This is a genomic window from Sporosarcina koreensis (assembly GCF_042655825.1).
GTDB classification, from domain to species: Bacteria; Bacillota; Bacilli; order Bacillales_A; family Planococcaceae; genus Sporosarcina; species Sporosarcina koreensis.
On sequence record NZ_JBHSNP010000002.1, the window covers coordinates 13,066 to 31,118 of the forward strand.

General features: G+C 45.0%; 19 protein-coding genes. 17 read left to right on the forward strand and 2 right to left on the reverse strand.

The genetic code is table 11. The features are described 5' to 3' along the window. Nucleotides 1-138 precede the first annotated feature (138 nt). The 7 genes from mnmE to ACFPTP_RS00100 all read left to right on the forward strand — a co-directional run bounded on the left by mnmE (nucleotide 139) and on the right by ACFPTP_RS00100 (nucleotide 7,897). Nucleotides 139-1,524, forward strand: coding sequence for a tRNA uridine-5-carboxymethylaminomethyl(34) synthesis GTPase MnmE (gene mnmE, locus ACFPTP_RS00070; protein WP_381441285.1), 1,386 nt, complete (start codon nucleotides 139-141; stop codon nucleotides 1,522-1,524). A gap of 50 nt (nucleotides 1,525-1,574) precedes the next feature. Continuing rightward, nucleotides 1,575-3,464, forward strand: a complete 1,890-nt coding sequence (mnmG, locus tag ACFPTP_RS00075) for a tRNA uridine-5-carboxymethylaminomethyl(34) synthesis enzyme MnmG (protein ID WP_381441286.1) — start codon at nucleotides 1,575-1,577, stop codon at nucleotides 3,462-3,464. Between the two features lie 61 nt (nucleotides 3,465-3,525). Next, nucleotides 3,526-4,242 (forward strand): 16S rRNA (guanine(527)-N(7))-methyltransferase RsmG, encoded by a 717-nt coding sequence (rsmG, locus tag ACFPTP_RS00080; protein ID WP_381441288.1) that lies wholly within the window; start codon nucleotides 3,526-3,528, stop codon nucleotides 4,240-4,242. Between the two features lie 245 nt (nucleotides 4,243-4,487). Further along, nucleotides 4,488-5,348: a nucleoid occlusion protein gene (noc, locus tag ACFPTP_RS00085; protein ID WP_381441290.1), complete on the forward strand. Its 861-nt coding sequence runs from the start codon at nucleotides 4,488-4,490 to the stop codon at nucleotides 5,346-5,348. Nucleotides 5,349-5,536: 188 nt separating this feature from the next. Continuing rightward, nucleotides 5,537-6,298, forward strand: coding sequence for a ParA family protein (locus ACFPTP_RS00090; RefSeq protein ID WP_381441291.1), 762 nt, complete (start codon nucleotides 5,537-5,539; stop codon nucleotides 6,296-6,298). Beyond that, complete coding sequence (locus ACFPTP_RS00095) at nucleotides 6,291-7,127, forward strand: ParB/RepB/Spo0J family partition protein (protein WP_381441293.1); 837 nt, start codon at nucleotides 6,291-6,293, stop codon at nucleotides 7,125-7,127. Before ACFPTP_RS00090 ends, ACFPTP_RS00095 begins: the two co-directional genes overlap by 8 nt. Before the next feature lie 62 nt (nucleotides 7,128-7,189). Next, nucleotides 7,190-7,897, forward strand: a complete 708-nt coding sequence (locus ACFPTP_RS00100) for a DUF554 domain-containing protein (protein ID WP_381441294.1) — start codon at nucleotides 7,190-7,192, stop codon at nucleotides 7,895-7,897. Here the strand turns inward: ACFPTP_RS00100 and yyaC are convergent. After that, nucleotides 7,866-8,444, reverse strand: coding sequence for a spore protease YyaC (gene yyaC / locus ACFPTP_RS00105; protein WP_381441296.1), 579 nt, complete (start codon nucleotides 8,442-8,444; stop codon nucleotides 7,866-7,868). The genes ACFPTP_RS00100 and yyaC overlap by 32 nt on opposite strands. A gap of 93 nt (nucleotides 8,445-8,537) precedes the next feature. Between yyaC and ACFPTP_RS00110 the strand changes: the two genes are divergently transcribed. The 3 genes from ACFPTP_RS00110 (at nucleotide 8,538) to ychF (ending at nucleotide 10,843) form a co-directional block, all read left to right on the forward strand. Further along, complete coding sequence (locus ACFPTP_RS00110) at nucleotides 8,538-9,431, forward strand: mechanosensitive ion channel family protein (protein WP_381441297.1); 894 nt, start codon at nucleotides 8,538-8,540, stop codon at nucleotides 9,429-9,431. Between the two features lie 23 nt (nucleotides 9,432-9,454). After that, nucleotides 9,455-9,661 carry a DUF951 domain-containing protein gene (locus ACFPTP_RS00115; RefSeq protein WP_381441299.1) on the forward strand — a complete coding sequence of 69 codons (207 nt, stop codon included), beginning with the start codon at nucleotides 9,455-9,457 and terminating at the stop codon, nucleotides 9,659-9,661. Nucleotides 9,662-9,742: 81 nt separating this feature from the next. Further along, complete coding sequence (ychF, locus tag ACFPTP_RS00120) at nucleotides 9,743-10,843, forward strand: redox-regulated ATPase YchF (RefSeq protein ID WP_381441300.1); 1,101 nt, start codon at nucleotides 9,743-9,745, stop codon at nucleotides 10,841-10,843. A gap of 53 nt (nucleotides 10,844-10,896) precedes the next feature. On the opposite strand, the gene ACFPTP_RS00125 is transcribed toward ychF, so the two are convergent. Next, the gene (locus tag ACFPTP_RS00125) at nucleotides 10,897-11,457 is read right to left on the reverse strand and encodes a DUF3267 domain-containing protein (RefSeq protein WP_381441302.1); all 561 of its coding nucleotides are present in this window, start codon (nucleotides 11,455-11,457) and stop codon (nucleotides 10,897-10,899) included. Nucleotides 11,458-11,801: 344 nt separating this feature from the next. Between ACFPTP_RS00125 and rpsF the strand changes: the two genes are divergently transcribed. The 7 genes from rpsF (at nucleotide 11,802) to dnaB (ending at nucleotide 17,918) form a co-directional block, all read left to right on the forward strand. Continuing rightward, on the forward strand, nucleotides 11,802-12,089 hold the full coding sequence (gene rpsF / locus ACFPTP_RS00130) for a 30S ribosomal protein S6 (protein WP_339252677.1): 288 nt from the start codon (nucleotides 11,802-11,804) through the stop codon (nucleotides 12,087-12,089). Nucleotides 12,090-12,159: 70 nt separating this feature from the next. Then, the gene (ssb, locus tag ACFPTP_RS00135) at nucleotides 12,160-12,672 is read left to right on the forward strand and encodes a single-stranded DNA-binding protein (protein WP_381441303.1); all 513 of its coding nucleotides are present in this window, start codon (nucleotides 12,160-12,162) and stop codon (nucleotides 12,670-12,672) included. Between the two features lie 44 nt (nucleotides 12,673-12,716). Further along, complete coding sequence (gene rpsR, locus ACFPTP_RS00140; RefSeq protein WP_060204561.1) at nucleotides 12,717-12,953, forward strand: 30S ribosomal protein S18; 237 nt, start codon at nucleotides 12,717-12,719, stop codon at nucleotides 12,951-12,953. A 226-nt stretch (nucleotides 12,954-13,179) separates the two neighbouring features. Then, nucleotides 13,180-14,118 (forward strand): YybS family protein, encoded by a 939-nt coding sequence (locus ACFPTP_RS00145; RefSeq protein ID WP_381441305.1) that lies wholly within the window; start codon nucleotides 13,180-13,182, stop codon nucleotides 14,116-14,118. 12 nt (nucleotides 14,119-14,130) lie between these two features. Beyond that, entirely contained in the window at nucleotides 14,131-16,098 is a 1,968-nt protein-coding gene (locus ACFPTP_RS00150; RefSeq protein WP_381441306.1) for a DHH family phosphoesterase, read from the forward strand. A gap of 2 nt (nucleotides 16,099-16,100) precedes the next feature. Beyond that, entirely contained in the window at nucleotides 16,101-16,547 is a 447-nt protein-coding gene (rplI, locus tag ACFPTP_RS00155) for a 50S ribosomal protein L9 (RefSeq protein WP_381441308.1), read from the forward strand. A gap of 12 nt (nucleotides 16,548-16,559) precedes the next feature. Then, on the forward strand, nucleotides 16,560-17,918 hold the full coding sequence (gene dnaB, locus ACFPTP_RS00160) for a replicative DNA helicase (protein ID WP_381441309.1): 1,359 nt from the start codon (nucleotides 16,560-16,562) through the stop codon (nucleotides 17,916-17,918). Nucleotides 17,919-18,053: the final 135 nt, after the last annotated feature.

Below are 18,053 nucleotides of genomic sequence, written 5' to 3' on the forward strand. Positions count from 1 at the left end.
CGGTGAATTAAAACTTATCCACATTTTTTAGCTCCATAACTATGAGAACGAATGGATTTGTGGTATTATATGTTGTCAGATAGTCAAGTCAAAACAGGTTATCCACATGTGGGTAACCAAAGTAGGAAGGTGAAGAATGTGCATTTTGATACAATAGCCGCAATATCGACTCCGATGGGGGAAGGGGCTATCGCCATCGTCCGGCTTAGTGGAGATGAGGCTATCGGCATTGCAGATAAAATATTCCGTTCTCCGTCAGGGAAAAAACTAGCGGATGAACAGTCACATACAATCCATTATGGGCATTTGGCAGATCCGTCCACGGAGGAAGTCGTAGAGGAAGTCATGGTATCCATCATGAAGGCTCCAAAAACGTTCACCCGTGAAGACGTTGTCGAAGTGAATTGCCACGGCGGCGTGGTGGCGGTGAACCGTGTCCTCAACCTCGTGTTGAAAGAAGGGGCTCGCCTTGCGGAACCAGGCGAGTTTTCCAAGCGTGCATTTCTGAATGGACGCATCGATTTATCGCAGGCGGAGGCAGTCATGGATCTGATCCGCGCAAAAACGGATCGGGCGATGAATGTCGCGTTGAATCAAATGGAAGGGAAGCTTTCCCGGCTGATCGGCGAGCTACGGCAAGCGCTTCTTGAAACATTGGCGCAAGTCGAAGTGAATATCGACTATCCGGAATACGACGATGTCGAAGAAGTGACCATTCCGCTAATGATCGAAAAAGGGACATGGGTGAAAGAAGAAATTGAGAAGCTTCTGCGCACTTCATCCCAAGGGAAAATCCTTCGTGAAGGTTTATCGACAGTCATCGTCGGAAGGCCGAACGTCGGAAAATCTTCCTTGCTGAACAGTCTCGTTCAGGAAAATAAAGCGATCGTAACCGATATTGCAGGAACGACCCGCGATATTATCGAGGAATACGTAAATGTCAGAGGAGTTCCGTTGCGCCTCGTTGATACGGCAGGCATCCGGGAGACGGAGGATATCGTCGAACGGATCGGGGTGGAAAGATCCCGTCAAGTCCTAAAGGAAGCGGATCTCATCTTGCTTGTCCTGAACAGTTCCGAGGAGCTGACGGATGAGGATACTCGTCTTTTCGAAGCGACCGAAGGAATGGACATGATCGTCGTCATCAACAAAACCGACTTGCCGCAGAAGATCGATATGCAGCAAGTGACCGAATTGGCAGGCAGAGGCGCAATCGTCACGACATCCATCCTGAAGGAAGAAGGCATTGACGAATTGGAAGAAGCCATCGCCAAGCTGTTCTTCGAAGGGACGCTCGAGGCGGGCGATCTGACGTATGTATCCAATGCAAGACATATCGCATTGCTCCACAAAGCGCATAAAACCATCCAGGATGCGTTAGCAGCAGCGGAGGGCGGAGTGCCTGTCGACATGATCCAAATCGATGTCACGCGCACGTGGGAGCTCCTAGGCGAAATTATCGGCGACACCGTCCAAGACAGCCTCATCAACCAATTGTTCTCTCAATTTTGTTTAGGGAAATAAATAATTCACATAGACACGGAAAATTTATAGATTAGGAAGGATGAACGAACATGCCACAATTTGAAGCAGGCACGTTCGATTGTATAGTCATCGGAGCAGGCCATGCCGGCGTCGAAGCCGCATTGGCATCTGCAAAGATGGGTGCATCGACATTGGTGCTAACAATGAATCTTGATATGATTGCCTTCATGCCATGCAATCCGTCACTCGGAGGTCCTGCAAAAGGGATTGTCGTCCGTGAAATTGACGCGCTTGGCGGAGCAATGGGGAAAGTGATCGATAAAACGCACATCCAAATGAGGATGTTGAACACAGGGAAAGGGCCTGCCGTCCGTGCGCTTCGTGCACAAGCGGATAAAGTCCTTTACCAACAGGAAATGAAACGTGTCCTTGAAGAACAGGAAAATTTGACGCTCCATCAAGGAGTTGTTGAAGAATTGATCGTTGAGGATAATGAAGTGAAAGGGCTTGTTACGCAAATCGGGGCCATCTACCGTGCGAAAACAGTCATCATCACGACTGGAACTTTCCTTCGCGGGGAAGTCATCATCGGCGACTTGAAATATTCAAGCGGTCCGAACAATCAAATGCCGGCCATCAAACTTGCCGAGAACCTACAGGAACTCGGGTTGGAAACGGTCCGTTTCAAGACCGGTACACCTCCGCGAATCAACGGCAAGACAATCGATTATAGCAAAACGGAAATTCAACCGGGTGATGACGTCCCTCGTGCATTCAGCTACGAAACGACTCAATTCATCATGGACCAATTGCCTTGCTGGTTGACATATACAACACCGAGAACACATGAAATCATTAATGAGAACCTTCACCTGTCTCCGATGTATTCAGGGATGATCAAAGGGAAGGGGCCAAGCTATTGCCCTTCAATCGAGGACAAGATCGTCCGTTTTGCGGATAAATCGCGCCATCAGATTTTCTTGGAGCCGGAAGGCCGCAATACGAAAGAGTATTACGTCCAAGGACTTTCAACGAGCCTGCCGGAACACGTTCAACGAAAATTGATCGAAAGCGTGCCTGGATTGGAAAAAGCGGAAATGATGCGTGCCGGATATGCAATTGAATATGATTCCATCATCCCTACGCAGCTTTGGCCGACACTCGAAACGAAAAAGATCAAAAATCTGTACACTGCCGGGCAAATCAACGGAACATCCGGCTATGAAGAGGCGGCAGCCCAAGGAATCATGGCAGGCATCAATGCAGCAAGCAAAGTTCTTGGCAAAGAAGAAGTTATTCTTGGCAGATCGGATGCCTATATAGGCGTTTTAATCGATGACCTCGTAACAAAAGGAACGAGCGAGCCATATCGTCTTCTTACGTCAAGGGCGGAATACCGTCTCTTGCTGCGCCACGACAATGCGGATCTGCGCCTAACGGAAATCGGATACAAGCTCGGGTTGATCAGTGAAGAGCGCCACGAGAAATTCCTCCTTAAAAAGCAGCAAATTGAAGAGGAAATTGAACGACTTCGAAAAGTGACGATCAAACCGTCTGAAGCCGTTCAGGAAATCATCCGTGAATCAGGGGGTACAGAGCTCCGCGAGCCGATGAAAGCGGCGGATCTATTAAAACGTCCTGAAATGAAGTACGAGCAAATCATTACTGTTGTGCCAGCTGAAGAGGAAAAATCCGATGAAGTGGCGGAGCAAGTCGAAATCTTCATCAAGTATGAAGGTTATATCGAAAAATCGATGCAGCAAGTAGAACGCATGAAGAAGATGGAGAACAAAAGAATTCCCGAGAACATAGATTACAATGCAATATCAGGGATTGCCAAAGAAGCGAAAGCGAATCTGTCCGCTGTTAGACCGTTATCCATTGCACAAGCATCAAGGATTTCCGGTGTAAACCCTGCAGATATCTCCATCCTGCTCGTCTATATCGAACAAGGGAAAATCGCGAAAATTACAGGTTGACATCATGAGACTGATGTGGGGATAAGTCCGCATCAGTCTTTTTTTAAGAAGGAGGATATAGGTGAACGAGAAACAATTCATTGAGGCATTGATAGAGCAGGGGATTGACCTTTCAGATTATCAGCTTCAACAATTTAACAAATATTTCCATATGTTGGTCGAGTGGAATGAAAAAATGAATTTAACAGCTATTACAGATGCACCATCTGTCTACCTCAAACATTTTTATGATTCCATCACTGCTGCGTTCTATACAGATTTGAACGGAAAGAAATCCATTTGTGATGTAGGTGCAGGAGCAGGATTTCCAAGCATTCCTTTGAAAATCTGCTTCCCAGATCTGGCTGTAACAATTGTCGATTCTTTAAATAAAAGAATCACGTTTTTAACTGAACTTGCTAAAGAACTCGAACTGGATAACGTAAGATTTGTCCACGCAAGAGCCGAAGATTTCGGTCAAAACCCGAAATACCGTGAGCAATTCGATATCGTCACTGCCCGTGCAGTTGCCCGTTTATCTGTCCTTTCAGAACTATGTCTGCCACTCGTAAAAGAAGGGGGCATTTTCATTTCCATGAAAGGTGCAGCTGCCGAAGAAGAGTTACAAGATGCAAAAAAAGCAATCAACGTACTGGGAGCAGAACTCGTCGAGAAATTTTCTTTCAGCTTGCCGATGGAGGAAAGCGAAAGAAATATTTTCATCTTGAATAAAGTGAAGAAAACACCTAAGAAATACCCTCGAAAGCCAGGCATCCCAAACAAAACGCCAATCAACTAAATGTTTCACGTGAAACATTATCTACATCTCATGAATTCTTGATCCAATTGAAGTTGAAGGGCAGGCGCTCTTTAAAACGTGTGCCTGTCTTTATACTACCTTTTTATTACAGAGACTAGTAACATGAGTTATAGTATTGTAATCTTATAGAATTCTACTCTTTAATAAGTAATAAAGAGGATATATAATAGATATGACGAAATAGCTATTAACGAAGAGCAGTTTTGTAAAGGTGGGTGCCGGCGATGAAAAACACGTTTTCACGGTTTTTTGGTAGTGGAGAAAAAGAACCTGATTTACAGAACATAGAGAACACTCCACAAGAGAAAGTCGATCAAGTAAAAATCGATTTAATTAAACCGAATAAATATCAACCTCGAACCATTTTTTCCGAAGAGAAAATTGAAGAGCTTGCAAGAACCATCCATACACATGGGGTGATTCAACCAATCGTCATTCGAAAAAGCGGCGATGGATTTGAAATCATTGCAGGTGAACGAAGATTTCGTGCAATGAAGAAATTAGGCTGGGAAGAAGTACCGGCCATTATCCGTGATCTTGACGATAAAGAAACAGCGTCCATTGCATTGATTGAAAACTTGCAACGTGAAGAATTGACGGCTATCGAAGAAGCGTATGCTTATGATAAATTGCTGGAATTACATGGATTGACGCAAGAAGCCTTAGCACAAAGACTCGGGAAGGGGCAATCAACCGTTGCGAATAAGCTGCGTTTATTGAAACTTCCGGATGAAATCAAGAATGGTATTCTAACAAAGGAAATATCCGAGCGACATGCGAGGGCATTGATTTCCGTGAAGGATGCCGAATTGCAACAAAAGCTTTTCCAGGAGGCAATCGAGGAACAGCTCAACGTAAAGCAATTGGAAGAGCGAATCCAGCAAGCATTGAACCCGGTCGAGGAAGAAAAGGAAAAGAAGAAAGTCGTAAAAAGGAAATCAGTCAGCAAAGACGTTCGGATTGCACTAAATACGATTCGGCAGTCATTGGCGCTTGTCACGAAAAGTGGCATCGATGTAAAAACGGAAGAAGAAGACACTGAGGATTTCTATACGATCACTGTTAAAATACCGAAAAAGAAATAGAAAACAATATGATATTCTCGTAATGCGTGCGAGATGACTCTTGCTTGACTGAAGCAGGAGTTTTTTTGCGCTATACATTACCACGACCAACATTTTTTTGTTAAACTAGTAAAGAGTAACGGAAAAAAGTATGATTCTATTCATTGAAGATAGCTTTTTGATAGATGAGTGAGAAAGCAGGTGCAAGTGTGGGTAAAATTATAGCCATTGCCAATCAAAAAGGAGGAGTCGGTAAGACAACCACTTCGGTTAATCTAAGTGCTTGCCTTGCACATGTCGGCAAAAAAGTATTATTGATAGATGCCGATCCACAAGGGAATGCGACGAGCGGGGTAGGGGTCAACAAAGGAGACGTACATCAATGCATTTACGATATGTTAATCGATGATGTCAACATAAAGGAAGTCATCCACCAGACGAAAGTGGAAAACTTGGATATCGTTCCTGCGACCATTTCATTGGCAGGAGCGGAAATTGAACTTGTTTCAACCATTTCACGGGAAGTGCGAATGAAACATGCCATCCAAGAAGCGAAGGATTTATATGATTATATAATCATCGATTGCCCGCCTTCGTTAGGTTTATTGACAATCAACTCTTTGACTGCTGCAGACTCAGTCATCATCCCAGTTCAATGTGAGTATTACGCATTGGAAGGATTGAGCCAATTACTAAGCACAATCAGGCTCGTCCAAAAGCACTTGAATGAGGGCCTTACGATTGATGGCGTGTTACTGACAATGTTTGATGCAAGGACGAACTTAGGGATTCAAGTCATTGAAGAAGTGAAGAAGTATTTTCAAGATAAAGTGTACGGAACGATCATTCCACGAAATGTACGATTGAGTGAAGCGCCGAGCCACGGAGAGCCGATCATCATTTATGATTCAAGATCGAGAGGCGCGGAAGTATATTTAGAGCTGGCAAAGGAAGTGGTGCACAATGGCTAAAGGTCTTGGAAAGGGATTGAACGCTTTATTTCCAGATGAGTCTTTAACGAAAGCAGAGTCAATTGAGAACATCCGATTGAAAAGCATTAAAGTGAATCCGTATCAGCCGAGGAAGATATTTGACGAGAATGCAATTCAAGAGCTAAGTGAATCGATCAAGGAGCACGGAATCCTACAGCCGATCATTGTCCGGAAAGTAGGGACGATGTATGAAATAGTTGTAGGGGAAAGACGTTTCAGGGCTGCCAAAATGGCAGGACTGGCGGAAATTCCTGCAGTCGTCCGTCAACTGACAGATGAAGAATCGATGGAAATGGCAATTCTTGAAAACTTGCAGCGTGAAGATTTGACCCCGATCGAGGAAGCAGAGGCTTATCAAAAGCTGATGGATAACCTTACGCTTACCCAAGAACAGCTTGCATTCAGATTAGGGAAAAGCCGCCCGCATATCGCAAACCATATTCGGTTGCTCAGCTTGCCCGAGAAGGTCCGCAATATGATTACGGATGGGAAGCTTTCAATGGGACATGGACGCACATTGCTAGGGCTCCGGAAGAAGGAACAAATTCTATTAATTGCTGAAAAGACGATTAATGAAGGATTGAATGTCCGTCAATTGGAAAAGCTAGTCCATAAAATCAATGAAAATGTTCCACGTGAAACAAAACCAGAAAAGAAAAACATTTTTCTGGAAGAGCAAGAGTCGCATTTGAGGGAATATTTCGGCACGAACGTAACGATAAAGAAATCGAAGAATAAGGGTAGGATCGAAATCGAGTTTTTCACTGAAGAAGACCTTGAAAGAATCCTGGATCTTTTGAATGAATAAGCCTGTACCTATTTTGCTTCATGCAAAATAGGTATTATTTTTACAGATGGAAGTGAAAAACGATGATATTATTCGGTTCGATTGTAAATGCTTGTCTCATTATTATCGGCGCATTACTAGGCCGTTTTTTATCTAACATTCCCGAACAGATGAAAGAAACCGTCATGTATGGAATCGGGTTGGCGGTAGCGGCAATCGGCATACAGATGACATTTGAGAGTACGCAAATATTGATTGTCATCATTAGCATCGTTATTGGTGCAATCATTGGGGAATGGATGAACCTAGATGACAAAATTAACGGATTGGGAAAATGGATTGAGAAGAAACTCCCTTCGAAAAAAGAAGGACCTGGCATTGCACAAGGATTTGTGACGGCAACACTCATCTTCGTAGTCGGCTCAATGGCCATAATCGGAGCAATAGACAGCGGCTTGCGGAACGACCATGATGTGTTGATCATGAAGGGGATCATCGATGGATTTACTTCTGTCATCCTTAGTTCCACGCTGGGCATCGGTGTTATGATAGCTGCAGTTCCGGTGTTCCTTTACCAAGGTCTGATTACAATCTTCTCGACACAAATAAGCCGCTTCGTACCTGATGAATTATTGCAATTTTTCATTTCTGAAATGACTGCGACAGGCGGCTTAATGATCGTCGGAATCGGATTGAACTTGATTGGTATTACGAAAATCCGGGTTGCAAATCTTATTCCGGGAATCGCTGTCGTCGCTGTTATTGTGTCAGTTGTTCACTTCCTGTTTTGAATCTTCCATAGGCTAGTTGAAGGGAACGGGAAATGATCCGGCTCATTTCAAAAGGTAGGTGCAGCCGGGTGCTTTGCAGGACAGCCTGCTCCATGAAACCGGATATATTGACGACTCCTTTGATGGACAAATTACCGACAGGCGGCAATTCTTTTCCGACCGCTTTGCCTGGATAGAGAGGTCCTTGAGAAAAAAGCAAATGGCCGATAGAATCGCTTCTTCCTAAACACGCATCAATTGCAACGATAAAAGGAGAGGGGTCCATTGCTAGCCGTTCATCCAATTGCTCTTGTAAATTGAGTGCATGTAAAGGCTTTTCCAACGTTCCGACGACGTGAAACGGAAACAATAAAGACTCGGCTAAATGAGAACCGGTCAACGGTCCCAATGCATCACCGGTCGAACGGTCTGTTCCGATGCAAAAGAATGTCAGGGAGTCTTCATGGAAAGGGATTTGTTCAAGGAAATATGTGCTGAGCTTCCAAACTGCACCGGTTTCATTATAATGAAGACGGAAATCGTAATCAGTGGAAAGTGCTGTGTGCATGACAAAACTCCATTCTCATATATTAGTTCGTTAATTGATTGTGTAGCAGTATACGCGGCTTCATGAGGATTTATACGGAAAGGCATGATGCGGATGACAAACGCGCTAACGGAAAGTTTAAAAAAACTGTTTCTTGGGGAAGAAACCGAGAAAATCGGGAAATTCATTTTCTCAGAAGAAACATGGATTCATGTTGGAATACTCGCCATAAGGATTGCCATTATCATCGCAATCTCGATTATTGCCGTACAAGTTGGCAAGTATATTATTCGAAAGATCTTTAGGATCAAATTAAAGGGCCCTATTCGGAAAGAGGAGCGGCGAGAACAGACATTGCTTAAGCTGCTCGAGAATACGCTCAGTTATGTCGTTTATTTTTCTGCAATACTGGCCATCCTGCAGGAGTTTAATATTGATGTAAAGGGGCTTCTTGCAGGAGCAGGGGTACTGGGCCTTGCTGTCGGTTTCGGTGCGCAAAGCCTTGTGAAGGATGTCATTTCGGGTTTTTTCATCCTATTCGAAGACCAATTTTCAGTCGGGGATTATGTTCAAATCGGCACAGCTGAAGGTATGGTGGAAGAGATCGGTTTGAGGACGACGAAGATTAAAAACTTCACCGGTGAAATCTTCATTTTGCCAAACGGGACGATTGCTCAGGTCGTCAATTATTCAATGAAAAATTCATTGGCCATTGTCGATGTGGCCATTCCATTTGAACTTGGTGTGGAGAAAGTGGAGAAGTCGATTGATGCATTTCTTAAATCGATGAGCAAGAACAATCCTGATCTGCTAGGAAAGCCGAAACTGATTGGTGCCCACGATTTTACGGAGGACTCCGTCATTGAAAGGATTATCGCGGAAACAAGGCCGATGCGCCATTTCGATATTGCAAGGAATATAAGTATGGGCGTGAAAAAACATTTGGAACAGGAAGGAATCGAAATTCCATATCCTACACTTGTGTCAAAATCATTTAATAATCAGTAGAAAATAAGGGAGGAACGGGAAAGATGGCGGAGAAGGAGTTTCATTTGAATGACGTCGTGGAAATGAAAAAGCCGCATCCATGCGGAACAAACGCTTGGAAAATCATTAGGATGGGTGCTGATATCCGGATAAAATGCGAAGGTTGCGGGCATAGCGTGATGATTCCACGAAATGAATTTGCAAAGAAGATGAAAAAGGTGCTCGTCAAGGCGGAAGCAGAGCAAAATTAGACAGGAACGCCAACTATTCTTATAATAGAAGAGTTGCAAATATGATTATGAATTTGACCTAAATGAAAGGTTGGGAAATAAATGGCGTTAACAGCTGGAATCGTCGGATTGCCGAACGTCGGTAAGTCGACTCTATTCAACGCAATAACGAAGGCGGGAGCGGAGGCTGCCAACTATCCGTTCTGTACAATCGATCCGAACGTCGGAATCGTAGAAGTGCCGGATGAAAGACTTCAAAAATTGACTGAGCTCGTCGTACCGAAAAAGACAGTGCCGACAGCTTTTGAATTTACAGATATCGCAGGGATTGTCGAAGGGGCAAGCAAAGGAGAAGGGTTAGGAAACAAATTCCTCTCCCATATCCGTGAAGTCGATGCAATTTGCCAAGTCGTCCGTTGCTTTGACGATGAAAACATTACACATGTATCAGGAAAAGTGAATCCGATCGATGACATCGAAGTCATCAACTTGGAACTGATCCTTGCAGATATGGAGAGCGTGGACAAGCGTTTGACCCGTGTATCCAAAATGGCAAAGCAGAAAGATAAGGATGCAATGGCTGAGGAGCCGGTGCTGCTAAAGCTGAAAGAAGCTTTTGAGAATGAAAAGCCTGCTCGATCCGTTGAATTAACACCGGAAGAATTCCAGATCGTTAAAGGAATGCATTTGCTGACAATCAAGCCGATGCTTTACGTCGCGAACGTTGCGGAAGATGAAATCGCAGATGCCGAAGAAAACAAGTACGTCAAAATGGTACGTGACTTTGCTAAGCAGGACAATGCGGAAGTGATTGTTGTCAGTGCAAAAGTTGAGGAAGAAATGGCTGAACTTGATGACGAAGAAAAGGCGATGTTCCTAGAAGAGCTAGGCATCAAGGAATCCGGCCTCGATCTACTGATCAAAGCTTCTTATCATCTATTAGGCCTTGCCACGTACTTCACGGCGGGCGTCCAAGAAGTCCGTGCTTGGACATTCCGAAAAGGGATGAAAGCGCCGCAATGTGCAGGCATTATCCATACAGACTTCGAACGAGGCTTCATCCGCGCAGAAACTGTATCATATGACGCACTCGTAGAAGCCGGTTCCATGGCGGCTGCAAAAGAAGCGGGCAAAGTCCGTCTAGAAGGAAAAGAATACATCGTCCAAGACGGAGACGTCATGTTGTTTAGATTTAACGTTTAATTAATGAAATAGAAATGAAACAACCGGAGAAGGGATATCCTTTTCCGGTTGTTTTACTCTATAATCCGTCCCGGTTCGAACAAGTACAGCTTCGGTAACTCGGGATCATCCTTTACAAGCCAATCATCCGGCAGTTTCTTCAATTCCTTATACATCGCAAAATCACCCGCAGCCCCACCAATCAGAAAAGCAGCCAAACCAAGCCAGATACCATTACTCGTAACGAGTCCGATAATCGCCGGCACTACACCAGTCGTCCAAAAAGGAAGCAACAAGGCTTTCTGGATTGCCCGATTCGTCATTAGCCGATCAGTCGTAGCATAAGCAATCCCCAGCTTCAGATTCATCCCCACAACCATACTCCTCCAAGGCACCTTGCCAAACACCCGGAAACCTAGCAGATGAAAAAGCTCATGAAGGACAATCAAAACCACATAACCAACAATGAAATAAAGAACAGTCCAAATGGAAAACGTAAAAGAAAGCTCCCCATCAATAAGAACTTTTGCTATGATCAATCCAATAAGCGTTAAAATAGTTAGCCACAAACCGCTCTTAGCCACCCTCGGCAAATCAATCTCGATTATTATATCCGGTTGAGTAGAATCCTCCATAAAATCACCTCTTATTAAAAATAAGTATACACGACTTGATGGGCCGATTAATAATTTTAATAAACTTGCTTAGGATTGAAGTGTAAGGCGGCGACTCCAGTGGGAATAGCATGAGCTGAAGGCCCCGCAACGTAGCGTAGCGAAGTGAGGAGACTGAAGCCATGCCCACGGAAAGCGTCCGCCTGAAACGGAAATCCGTTTATTAGGAAACTAACTATGCATTTTATTTAATAGTTGATTGTCCAGAGACATCATGTTAAAATATGATGATGTGAGTAATAAAAATTACTTACTCCTTGCCCGCCGTAAAAAGCAGGCCAAAGTCCATAAGGAGGTGACTAAAGATGAGAAAGTACGAAATCATGTACATCATCCGTCCAACAGTAGAAGATGAGGCGAAAAAAGCATTGATCACTCGTTTCGATGACATCCTTACTTCTAACGGAGCGGAAATCATCGAGTCGAAAGAGTGGGGCAAGCGTCGTCTTGCATACGAAATCGACGACCTACGTGAAGGCTACTACCAATTGGTAACAGCTAACGCAGGTACTGAAGCAATCGATGAATTCAATCGTCTTGCGAACATCAACGAAGATATCATTCGTCATATGGCTGTTCGTCTAGACAACTAATCCATATAAGAACGAAATGCAATACCGTTAATAGGTGGAACTTGAAAATGATGAGGGAGGTTGCATTCTGATGATTAACCGTGTCGTTTTAGTTGGCCGATTGACAAAAGATCCTGAACTCAAGTACACACAGAGCGGAATCGCGGTAACGCGCTTTACGCTAGCAGTGAATCGGACATTCTCAAGCCAGTCAGGCGAACGTGAAGCTGATTTCATCAACTGTGTCACTTGGAGGAAGCAGGCGGAAAACACTGCGAACTTTTTACGCAAAGGAAGTCTTGCCGGAATCGAAGGCCGCATCCAAACGAGCAGCTTCGATGGACAAGATGGCAAGCGTGTCTTCATGACAGAAGTCGTAGCAGACAGCGTGCAATTCCTTGAGCCGCGCAGTGCAAATGCTGAGAGATCCGGAGGCGCTTCTTATGGTGGAGCACCACAGAACGAACAACCGTATTATCAGAATCAGCAGCCGAACCAGCAATATCAACAACCAGCACAACAAAACTATACACGTACTGACAATGACCCGTTTGGATCGAGCAGCGGTCCGATAGAAGTATCGGATGACGATCTGCCGTTCTAATGATTGATTGCCGGTAACGTAGTCAAGTAAGGAGGGAAAGCAATATGGCACCACGCCGTGGAGGTCGCAGACGTCGTAAAGTCTGCTATTTTACATCGAATAACATTACACATATCGATTATAAAGATACTGATCTACTTAAGAAATTCGTTTCTGAACGTGGAAAGATCTTACCTCGCCGTGTAACTGGTACAAGCGCAAAATATCAACGTAAATTGACGTCTGCTATTAAACGTGCTCGTATTATGGCACTTCTTCCGTTCGTTTCGGAAGAAAGATAATTATACTTTTTAAACCGCCTTGTGATACCGGAATTCCCGGTCCCAAGGCGGTTTTTTTTAATGGATATTTATGCGTTTCCTGGGAAATAAGAAATTTTATTCAAAGTCGTGGTTCCATACTGTCCTTTGGTTAATCGGCGGCAATCATGATACAATTGAAAGAACTCACTTTCTAATGAGGAGATAGACAATACAGAGTCCATTGACTGGACGGAGGAACTGAATCATGCAGGACCACTCTCAAAAAATAACATACGGTGCGATGATGCTCGCATTGTTCACGATACTTCTGGCGGGGGCATTCTATATCCCTTTTCTCGGAAATATCATTATGATATTCATCCCGTTGCCGATCATTCTTTATCGGCTGCGTTATGATAGAAGCTCGACGATTATTGTAGCTGCTGCTGGCACCATTTTGTCCCTCATTGTTGGGGGCATTTTATTAGCGCCTTTTGCAGTGATGTTCGGCTTGCTAGGTTTCCTCATTGCCGAATCGGTGATGTTGGGTAAATCGAAGCTTTATACATTCATGGCATCGGGACTCTTCTTCATTGTGGCGGGCGCATTGGTTTATCTTATTGCAGCGCTTGTTTTCGAATTCAACGCGATCGATAGCCTGATGGCGATGCTGAAAGAGACAGAGACGCAATTCAAATCATCGCTCGAAAGCTTTGGCGCATTGCCGGAAAGCTATGAAAAGATAGTGGAAGAAGCATTCACGATGTACCGGTCTGCCATTCCGGCCGTTTTCATCCTATCGGTGTATGTGTTCACGTTCATGATGGTCATTCCTAATTTCGAAGTACTTCGCAGGCTTGGCCATCAAGTGCCGAAGTTTCCACCATTTAGGGAGATGAGACTGCCCGTCATCACGATCTTTATCTATGGGCTGATCATTATCCTTCCATGGATGATGGACATGAAGCCGGAGTCTTCGGCTTATTTGCTATATGTCAATGCAACGATCATTTTGCGGTTCCTTTTGCTATTGCAAGGATTGGCATTGATCCACTACTTTATGTATAAAATGAAATTGCCTACTGTTGTCACGGTGTTATCCACCATTTTCGCATTGCTTTTCAGTCCAATAACCACACTTCTCGGCATACTTGATATAGGCGTGAATATCCGTGCTTGGATCGGAAAAGACAACTTGAAGTAAGGGGATGAGACAATGAGGTCATTTTTTAGAAGAAGAGCTATCCGATATCCACTGACTGTCATATCTCTCCTTGGATTGATAGCGGCCGTCCTATTATTCCTTTCGAATTTCTGGGAGGGCCTTTTATTCACGATTCCTTTCACGATAGCGATAGGCATCGCCTGGAAGTTTGAGGAACAGACATACATTGAAACAGAGAAGCATATTGAATCCCTCTCTTACCGGATGAAAAAGGTCGGGGAAGAGGCGCTGCTTGAGCTGCCGATCGCCATTATCCTCTTTAATGAAAAACAGATCGTCGAATGGGCGAACCCTTACGCTGTCAATATCTTTGATAAAGAGACGTTGATCGGGGAAGAATTGTTCCAGCTGTCTGAAACGTTCCAGTCCATACTTAAAAATGACGAGCAGAAGGCGACGTTGAAAGTCGGAGATTCCACTTTCCAGGTCATCTATCGGGCAGAGGAAAAACTGATCTATTTATTCGATATCACTGAAAAAGTGGAAATCGAATCCCTTTATCACCAAGACCGCACCGTGCTCGGGGTCATGCTCATCGACAATTATGATGAACTTGCACAAACGATGGACGATACGACGAGAAGCAATCTGAACTCGCTTGTCACATCGCTCGTGAACCAGTGGGCATTGGATAACGGCATCTTTGTGAAAAGGATTGCATCCGACCGTTTTTTAGCAGTTTTTAATGAGGCAATTCTGTCCCAGTTGGAAACGGCGAAATTCACGATATTGGATGATATTCGTGAGAAGACCGCCAAGCAGAATGCGGGTCTGACCCTGAGTATTGGAGTCGGAACAGGCTCCGCCGCGCTGACAGAGCTGGGCGAGCTGGCGCAATCCAGTCTGGATCTTGTTCTAGGCCGAGGGGGCGATCAGGTCGCCATCAAGCATAAAGATGGCAAACTCAAATTTTTCGGCGGCAAGACGAATCCGGTGGAAAAAAGGACCCGAGTACGCGCCAGGGTCATTTCACACGCATTGCGGGATTTGATCCAAGGCAGCGATAAAGTGCTGATCATGGGTCATAAGATGCCTGATATGGATGCAATCGGGGCTTCTATCGGTGTCCGGAAGATGGCAAGGATGAACAATGTAGAAGGCCATGTCGTCCTCAACTTTGACGAACTGGATGGAAGCGTAACCCGCCTGATGGATGAAATCAAAAAGGACGAAGGATTATTTTCGCAATTCATCGATCCGGAAACCGCATTGTCGATGCTGACTGAAAAGTCCCTTCTTGTCATTGTCGATACACATAAGCCAAGCATGGTCATCGACGAGCGGCTGATCGATAAAGCTGAAAAGGTCGTCGTCATCGACCATCATCGACGAGGCGAGGAATTCATCAATAATACGATGCTCGTCTATATGGAACCATACGCGTCTTCGACTGCCGAACTCGTGACGGAGCTAGTGGAGTATCAGCCGAAAAATGAAAAACTGACGATGCTCGAATCGACTGCATTGCTCGCGGGAATTGTCGTCGACACGAAAAGCTTTACATTGCGGACAGGGTCGAGAACATTTGAGGCGGCGTCCTATTTACGGACGAACGGAGCCGATACCGTACTTGTGCAGCGGTTGTTGAAGGAAGACATCGAGACGTACATTCAAAGGTCCAAATTGATTGAAACGGTCGAGCTCACCCCTGCGGGTGTTGCGATAGCAAGGGGCGAGGAAGGCGTCGTCTATAGCCCGGTGCTCATTGCGCAGACTGCGGATATCCTTCTGACGATGCAAGGGGTCATCGCCTCGTTCGTCCTCGCTTCCCGATCGGACGGGAAAATCGGCATTAGTGCAAGATCCCTTGGGGAGCTGAATGTACAGCTCATCATGGAAGAGCTTGGCGGCGGCGGGCATTTGACGAATGCTGCATGCCAGCTTGAAGTAGAAACAATAGAAGAAGCGGTTCAATTATTGAAATCCGCTATAGAAGATAAATCAGAAAGGGGAAAATGAAGATGAAAGTAATTTTTCTGAAAGACGTTAAAGGCAAAGGAAAAAAAGGCGAAGTAAAAGAAGTATCGGTCGGCTACGCGCAAAACTTCCTGCTGAAAAACAAATTGGCGATTGAAGCAACACCTGCAAACCTAAGCCAGCTTGAAGGCCAGAAGAAGCGCGCAGAAAAAGACGCAGCCGCAGAATTGGCTGAAGCGAAAAAACTGAAAGAGATCATCGACGAGAAAACTGTGGAAATGAAAGCGAAATCCGGAGAAGGCGGACGTCTCTTCGGATCGATTACAACGAAGCAGATTGCCGATGCCCTCGAGAAAAATCATGAAATCAAAGTGGATCGCCGTAAGATGGAACTGCCTGATGCGATACGGGCTCTCGGCTATACGAATGTGCCGATCAAACTGCACCCGGAAGTTACAGCTACGCTTAAAGTCCATGTAACCGAAGAATGATAGGGAGCGATAATGATGGATCAGATGTATGATCGCGTCCCTCCGCATAATAACGAAGCCGAACAATCAGTGATTGGAGCGATTTTCTTACAACCTGAAGCATTAATCACTGCTTCAGAAATTCTTCGTCCCGACGACTTTTACAGAACAGCCCATGAAAAAATATTCGACACGATGCAGATCCTGAGTGATAGGGGACAACCGATTGACGTCGTGACGGTAACAGAAGAGCTTTCCGCCAAGAAGGAATTGGAAGACGTCGGTGGCATTTCATATTTGACCGAAGTTGCAAATGCCGTACCGACTGCAGCGAATATCGAGTATTATGCCAAGATAGTCGAAGAGAAGTCGCTCCTGAGACGACTCATCCGCGTAGCAACCAATATTGTCGAGGAAGGTTTTACGAAAGAGGATGAAGTCGAAGCGGTCCTTTCCGAAGCAGAAAAAAGGATCATGGAAGTATCCAGTAGGAAAAATGCTGGTGATTTCAAGCACATTAAAGATGTACTTGTTGAAACATATGACAATATCGAAATTCTCCATACGAGAAAAGGAGAAGTGACAGGTATTCCAACTGGATTCCGTGACCTCGACAAAATTACGGCCGGATTTCAGCGAAATGACCTTATTATTGTAGCTGCCCGTCCTTCCGTTGGTAAAACGGCGTTCGCCCTGAACGTGGCGCAAAACGTTGCAACGAAGGCGGGAGAAAACGTCGCGATTTTCAGTTTGGAGATGGGTGCGGAACAACTCGTCATGCGTATGCTTTGCGCAGAAGGGAATATTGATGCTCAAGTCATGCGGACGGGGAATTTGGAAGCTGAAGATTGGCGGAAACTGACGATGGCGATGGGTAGCCTATCAAATGCCGGTATCTTCATTGACGACTCTCCCGGCATCCGGATTAACGAAATCCGTTCCAAATGCCGCCGTCTCCAACAGGAGCATGGTCTGGGCATGATCATGATCGATTATTTGCAGCTGATCATGGGAAGTGGCCGTTCTGGTGAGAACCGCCAACAGGAAGTATCCGAAATTTCCCGTTCTCTAAAGGCGTTGGCGCGTGAATTAAAAATTCCAGTCATCGCGCTTTCTCAGCTTTCCCGTGGCGTAGAACAACGTCAGGACAAGCGGCCGATGATGTCCGACTTGCGGGAATCGGGAAGTATCGAGCAAGACGCGGATATCGTTTCTTTCCTTTATCGTGAAGATTACTATGATAAAGAAACAGAGAATCAGAATATGATTGAAATCATTATAGCGAAGCAGCGGAACGGCCCAACCGGCACTGTTACACTAGCTTTCGCGAAGGAATACAATAAGTTCCTGAATATCGACTGGAGCCAACACCAAGCCCCAGCCTATCAATAAATTAATAAAGAAGCGTGTGGGATTTGCATTTTCCCATACGCTTCTTTTTTGATTTAACTTCTTTGTTTCATAAAATGAATTACTAGGATTGCAGCGAAAGGCGGCGACTCCTGGGGGATTAGCGGGACAGGTGAG

What these genes read in the sequence shown, in the direction of transcription:
- ACFPTP_RS00095 (WP_381441293.1), top strand. Translation starts at nt 6,291, where the DNA reads ATGGCTAAAGGTCTTGGAAAGGGATTGAACGCTTTATTTCCAGATGAG.
- ssb (WP_381441303.1), top strand. Translation starts at nt 12,160, where the DNA reads ATGATTAACCGTGTCGTTTTAGTTGGCCGATTGACAAAAGATCCTGAA.
- mnmG (WP_381441286.1), top strand. Translation starts at nt 1,575, where the DNA reads ATGCCACAATTTGAAGCAGGCACGTTCGATTGTATAGTCATCGGAGCA.
- rpsR (WP_060204561.1), top strand. Translation starts at nt 12,717, where the DNA reads ATGGCACCACGCCGTGGAGGTCGCAGACGTCGTAAAGTCTGCTATTTT.
- ACFPTP_RS00145 (WP_381441305.1), top strand. Translation starts at nt 13,180, where the DNA reads ATGCAGGACCACTCTCAAAAAATAACATACGGTGCGATGATGCTCGCA.
- ACFPTP_RS00115 (WP_381441299.1), top strand. Translation starts at nt 9,455, where the DNA reads ATGGCGGAGAAGGAGTTTCATTTGAATGACGTCGTGGAAATGAAAAAG.
- ACFPTP_RS00150 (WP_381441306.1), top strand. Translation starts at nt 14,131, where the DNA reads ATGAGGTCATTTTTTAGAAGAAGAGCTATCCGATATCCACTGACTGTC.
- ACFPTP_RS00100 (WP_381441294.1), top strand. Translation starts at nt 7,190, where the DNA reads ATGATATTATTCGGTTCGATTGTAAATGCTTGTCTCATTATTATCGGC.
- dnaB (WP_381441309.1), top strand. Translation starts at nt 16,560, where the DNA reads ATGATGGATCAGATGTATGATCGCGTCCCTCCGCATAATAACGAAGCC.
- ACFPTP_RS00110 (WP_381441297.1), top strand. Translation starts at nt 8,538, where the DNA reads ATGACAAACGCGCTAACGGAAAGTTTAAAAAAACTGTTTCTTGGGGAA.
- ychF (WP_381441300.1), top strand. Translation starts at nt 9,743, where the DNA reads ATGGCGTTAACAGCTGGAATCGTCGGATTGCCGAACGTCGGTAAGTCG.
- rplI (WP_381441308.1), top strand. Translation starts at nt 16,101, where the DNA reads ATGAAAGTAATTTTTCTGAAAGACGTTAAAGGCAAAGGAAAAAAAGGC.
- ACFPTP_RS00125 (WP_381441302.1), bottom strand. Translation starts at nt 11,457, where the DNA reads ATGGAGGATTCTACTCAACCGGATATAATAATCGAGATTGATTTGCCG.
- yyaC (WP_381441296.1), bottom strand. Translation starts at nt 8,444, where the DNA reads ATGCACACAGCACTTTCCACTGATTACGATTTCCGTCTTCATTATAAT.
- noc (WP_381441290.1), top strand. Translation starts at nt 4,488, where the DNA reads ATGAAAAACACGTTTTCACGGTTTTTTGGTAGTGGAGAAAAAGAACCT.
- rpsF (WP_339252677.1), top strand. Translation starts at nt 11,802, where the DNA reads ATGAGAAAGTACGAAATCATGTACATCATCCGTCCAACAGTAGAAGAT.